The 4,420-nt window shown below is 39.7% G+C and carries 4 protein-coding genes and 1 pseudogene; 1 reads left to right on the forward strand and 4 read right to left on the reverse strand.

Going from position 1 to position 4,420, the window contains the following annotated elements; translation table 11 throughout:
- Positions 1 to 175: 175 nt before the first annotated feature.
- Positions 176 to 1,090, reverse strand: a complete 915-nt coding sequence (locus IQ229_RS14795; RefSeq protein ID WP_194044883.1) for a DUF2382 domain-containing protein — start codon at positions 1,088 to 1,090, stop codon at positions 176 to 178.
- A 466-nt stretch (positions 1,091 to 1,556) separates the two neighbouring features.
- Positions 1,557 to 2,369, reverse strand: a complete 813-nt coding sequence (locus tag IQ229_RS14800) for a DUF2382 domain-containing protein (RefSeq protein ID WP_194044885.1) — start codon at positions 2,367 to 2,369, stop codon at positions 1,557 to 1,559.
- Positions 2,370 to 2,737: 368 nt separating this feature from the next.
- Between IQ229_RS14800 and IQ229_RS14805 the strand changes: the two genes are divergently transcribed.
- Complete coding sequence (locus tag IQ229_RS14805; protein ID WP_194044886.1) at positions 2,738 to 3,472, forward strand: DUF1995 family protein; 735 nt, start codon at positions 2,738 to 2,740, stop codon at positions 3,470 to 3,472.
- Between the two features lie 112 nt (positions 3,473 to 3,584).
- Here IQ229_RS14805 and IQ229_RS14810 read toward each other — a convergent pair whose 3' ends face one another.
- Together IQ229_RS14810 and IQ229_RS14815 are read right to left on the reverse strand one after the other, a co-directional pair.
- Positions 3,585 to 3,824 carry a hypothetical protein gene (locus IQ229_RS14810; RefSeq protein WP_194044887.1) on the reverse strand — a complete coding sequence of 80 codons (240 nt, stop codon included), beginning with the start codon at positions 3,822 to 3,824 and terminating at the stop codon, positions 3,585 to 3,587.
- Positions 3,825 to 4,007: 183 nt separating this feature from the next.
- A pseudogene (locus tag IQ229_RS14815) lies at positions 4,008 to 4,343 on the reverse strand (element excision factor XisI family protein).
- Between the last annotated feature and the right edge of the window lie 77 nt (positions 4,344 to 4,420).

Raw genomic sequence — 4,420 nt, forward strand, 5'->3', positions numbered from 1 at the left:
CTTGAATTTACCTTTACCTTTTACCAGACAAAAAGATAGATTGTTGGGTTTATCCGAAAAGTATTGTAAGTGGTATCAGCTATTGTAAGGACAGGCAAAGCTAATTTAACAGCTTCACCTGTACTGTATAGAATGAATTATTAGTCATTAGCTAGTAACTAATGACTATGTTTAGTTAGCGTTCTTGAATCGGCAGATTACCAGAATTCACATCTAACTCTTCACGACGCACAGTTTCTTGAGTTTCAACTGTGTCTTGATCGACTACTTTTCTAACTCTGACTTCTTCACGCAAAAATGCTTCTTTGCGAACATCAGGAGTTTCTTCGTGGATTTCTATGCGAGCAACTTCGCCTTCACGGAAGTCTGCTTCGCGCCCAGAAACAGCCGTACCCGCATCTGCTGGAGTTACACGTTCAATTATTACTCTTTCTTTTTCCACTGGCACTGCAACCCGTGCGGTATCAGTTTCAACATGCTTGCCAATCGTTACTTCTCCAGTTTTTTGGCGTCGTTTGCTGGCAATCAACCGTTCTTCATACAATCTCAGAGTTTGATGATCTTGCTCATTTAACCCGTATAAAGCAGGCTCATTTTCGTAAGTGTAGCTATCACGAGCGTAAGTGGGAGTTGTACCCAATGGTGTTGCTACAGGCGCTCCTAAAGGATCTAATCCTGCTCCTGCTAAAGGGTCTAATGGTGTTGAAGCTTCTACAGGAAGGTTATAGTCTGTGGGTTGGCGATATACCCCACGCACCCGTTCTTCATAGTCGTAATCAAGAGTTTGACGTTCATCAAACTCAGGCAAATCTTCAGCTTGCTCTCTAGTCAAACCAATTGTGTAAACGCGATCAACGTTATAGTCGATACGGGCACGGCCAATTGGTAGTAATACTTTTTTACCAAAAATCCAGAAGCCTAAGTCAACAACTAGATAGCGAAAATGACCTTCTTCATCAACTAAAACATCGCTAACAGTACCAACTTTTTCATCAGTTCCTTGTGTGTAGACACCCAGCCCTTTAATGTCATGACCATCAAAACTCTCTTGATAGCTAGGTTCAAAATCTTCTAGTTTGTAAAGAACCATTATGTTTTACCTCAAATATTTTTTTGTCATCTCTTAATAACCAAATTAGACATTTATTGATTTTTGCACATCCTTCTGCCGAATGAATTATTTTCAGGGTTAAATAATCAAAAGTTATAGATAATTTTGATCGATATAGCTAACTAGAGACATGAAATTGGGAGCATCTCACTTGACTTTTGTAAAGATATGTCTAGCTTTAGTACACGGGGTTCACCAGATATATTAAGGTTTTCAATGCAAAGTTTTGTATTTTGTATCTTTGGATCTGTAGATGGTTTCTCAAAATGCAATTTATTTGAATGTTAAGATTCCCTAGTTTTTATAAAGTCAAGAATCTTGTTATTGAATAAAAAATACAGGCAGAGATAAAATTAACTTTGCCTGCATGATAATTTTTAGATAAATCTATCAAACAAATTTATAAACCAGCTAATTAAATAGCTTTATATGCATTAACACCAGATTATTGCACGTCTAAATTACCTACAGTATCAATATCTAATTCCTCTCGACGAATAGTGTCTTGTGCTTCCACAGTGTTCCGTTCTACTACTTTCTTCACCCGGACTTCTTCACGCACAAACGCTTCTTTATGTATCTCAGGAGTTTCTTCGTACACTTCTATGCGTGCTACTTCCCCTTCTTGAAACTGAAGTTCATTAGGATTTATAGCCTTTCCTGCTTCTGTTGGCGTAACTCGCTCAATTAGAACTCGTTCTTTTTGAACGGGTACTGTAACGCTTACAGTATCTGTTTCAATATGCTTACCGACCGTTACTTCTCCGGTTTTAATGCGTTGTTTGTTGGCAATTAATCGTTCTTCATAGAGTTTAAAAGTTTGATGAGATTGCTCATTCAACCCATATAAATCTGGATCTTTTTGGTAATTGTATGTATCGCGATCGTAAGTCACACCGCTGCTTGGAGAACGAAATACACTACGTACTTTTTCTTCGTAATCATTATTAACGATCGCGTCTTCTGTATGATCGGGTAAACCTTCTATTTGCTGTCTGCTTAACCCATCAACATAGACCCGTCTTTCTGGATAACTGATCCGGCAAAGACCAATTGGTAGTAAGATTTTCTTGCTAACAAAATCTAAGCTTATATCAATAATTAAATACCGAAAATGACCATCATCATCAACTAAAACGTCAGCAACTGAGCCAACTCTGTCCCCTCCGTCAGTATAAAGATCCAGCGCTTTCAGATCGTCTCCGCCAAAAGTATCTCGATAATTTTGGTCAAAATGTTCAAGTTTATGAAGAGGCATACGCTGTTCCTAAGTTGTTTATAAGGTTTATTTGCTAGTGTAAAAAATATTGCGCTAAGTATCCTCCTGCTGGCGACTGAGTTCAATGGAAATATTTGATGATTTATTTTTTGGATTGTTAGGGTAATACTCTAGCTGAACACTATTAATCATCAATAGAGATATAACTAAAGTTATAAAAAACAAGACCCTATATTGAAATAAAATATTTTTCAACTGGTTGAGGCGATCGCATCATGGCGATATAGCGGTTCTCATAATAAAACAGCCCTGCATTTTCAGGGGATTGGGCGATCTCGTCTGCGTAAGTCCTAATTAAGAGCCAATACTGAAACAATGGGAATAGACACTACAGAACCATGCAGATTATGAGTGAACTTCCAAATAGTCTTGAAGATGCGATCGCCCAATCTCGTACAGCCGTCCAAGCTGCCCTTGCAGATGGCTGTACTCGCTTACAAGTTGAGTTCCTGTTCCCGGAACTGAAGTTTATGCCGATAGCAGAACAATTTCTGCCGGCATTTACAGATTATGATTCCCGTTTGAAGATTTTCTTTGCTGACGCTGGCGCTGCGGCCCTAGCGCGTCGTGATTGGGCAGATGCACCATTTCAAATTTTGGATATTGGTACGGGTAGGGCTGCTTCTTTGCAGACAAAAATTCAGCCAGAGGATGAAATTTTCTTATTCATCGCCCCCACATCCGTAGAAGTGCCGCAGTTGGAAAAGCTGTGTGAAGTAATAGGCAATCGCCCTTTAGTCTTGTTAAATCCTCGCTTAGAAGATTCTGGAACCGTGGGCATTGGTTATACAGCAAGAAAAATCCGCGATCGCTTTATCAGTACCATTGAATCCGCCTATTACGTGCGCCCCATAGACGATGAAAGTGCCCTATATCGCTGCTACCCAGGACAGTGGGAAGTTTGGCTGGAAACCGACGGCGAATATCAAAGAATTGCCGAATTACCCACAAAACCATCTGGTGATGATTTGGATTTAATTGTTTTAAAAGGACAACCACAAACAACAACAGACGCGACACCTGCGAGAAAGCCCAGTGTGTTTAAGAGTTTGCAACGGTTTTTAAAAGCGTTGAGTAGTTAGTGGGACTTAGACAAAAAACACCCAGAAAATAGTCTCAAACCACATGCACGGTTCTTAGGGAAGTGCGGAGGGGCGACCCTCCAATCTTACCCGCTCTCTTACTAGCCGTTACCTAACTAAAAGCTACTACTCCCAGAATCACAGCTACTGCTGCTGCCAGAATCATTGCTACTGCTGGAGTCACAGCTACTGCTGCCAGAATCATTGCTACTGCTACTACTGGAGTCATAGCTATTACTGGAATCATTTCCTCCAGTATTGCCAACATACCAACTACTGTCGCTGTTACTAAAAGAGTTACCATTGCTTGTACGACTTTTATGGGAACTGTTTCTACCAGATGAAGTAGCACCTTTGATGAGAGCGATGAAGCCCAGTACAATCAGTAAAAATATAATTAAGCTCCACATAGTTTTTATCCTGAGGTAATGATTGCTATAACTAACTTCAATTTCTTTGGCTGTGATTACAGATTTCATCTAACTTGGCAGAGCAAGAATTAATTGATGCTGTAGCCTATTACGAAGTTTAGTCTTTATCCCACAGCATAATCTGTATACTGCCGGATGTAAGGCGGGTGAAATCCAACGACAATATCTTGTTTTGCTACTCCCATTGCCACCAGTTGCTCGCCTACATCCTCTTCTGTACCATTCCACTGAATCCAAATTTTGCTGTTTTTGATATCAAAATGCATCACAGGGCCAAAAACCCTATGTCTATTTTGCCAACCAATATATATCAACTGCTAATGGTATTGTTCTCCGTCAAAAATTGTTTGAGCTTCAATTTCATTATTAGAGGAGGCGCGTTGAGCATATTCTGTAAGTAATTGACGAATACACTCTCGATATTTATCTAAATCTGCCATCGGATAATTTCCTCCGTTTCCAGATCATAAACTATCAGATTGATTTGACTGCGCTGGATAATAGTTTTAATAAATGG

Source organism: Nostoc cf. edaphicum LEGE 07299 (assembly GCF_015207245.1).
Classification (GTDB): domain Bacteria; phylum Cyanobacteriota; class Cyanobacteriia; order Cyanobacteriales; family Nostocaceae; genus Nostoc; species Nostoc edaphicum_B.

Coding starts and splice junctions, on each gene's coding strand:
- IQ229_RS14795 (WP_194044883.1), bottom strand. CDS start 1,090: ATGGTTCTTTACAAACTAGAAGATTTTGAACCTAGCTATCAAGAGAGT.
- IQ229_RS14800 (WP_194044885.1), bottom strand. CDS start 2,369: ATGCCTCTTCATAAACTTGAACATTTTGACCAAAATTATCGAGATACT.
- IQ229_RS14805 (WP_194044886.1), top strand. CDS start 2,738: ATGAGTGAACTTCCAAATAGTCTTGAAGATGCGATCGCCCAATCTCGT.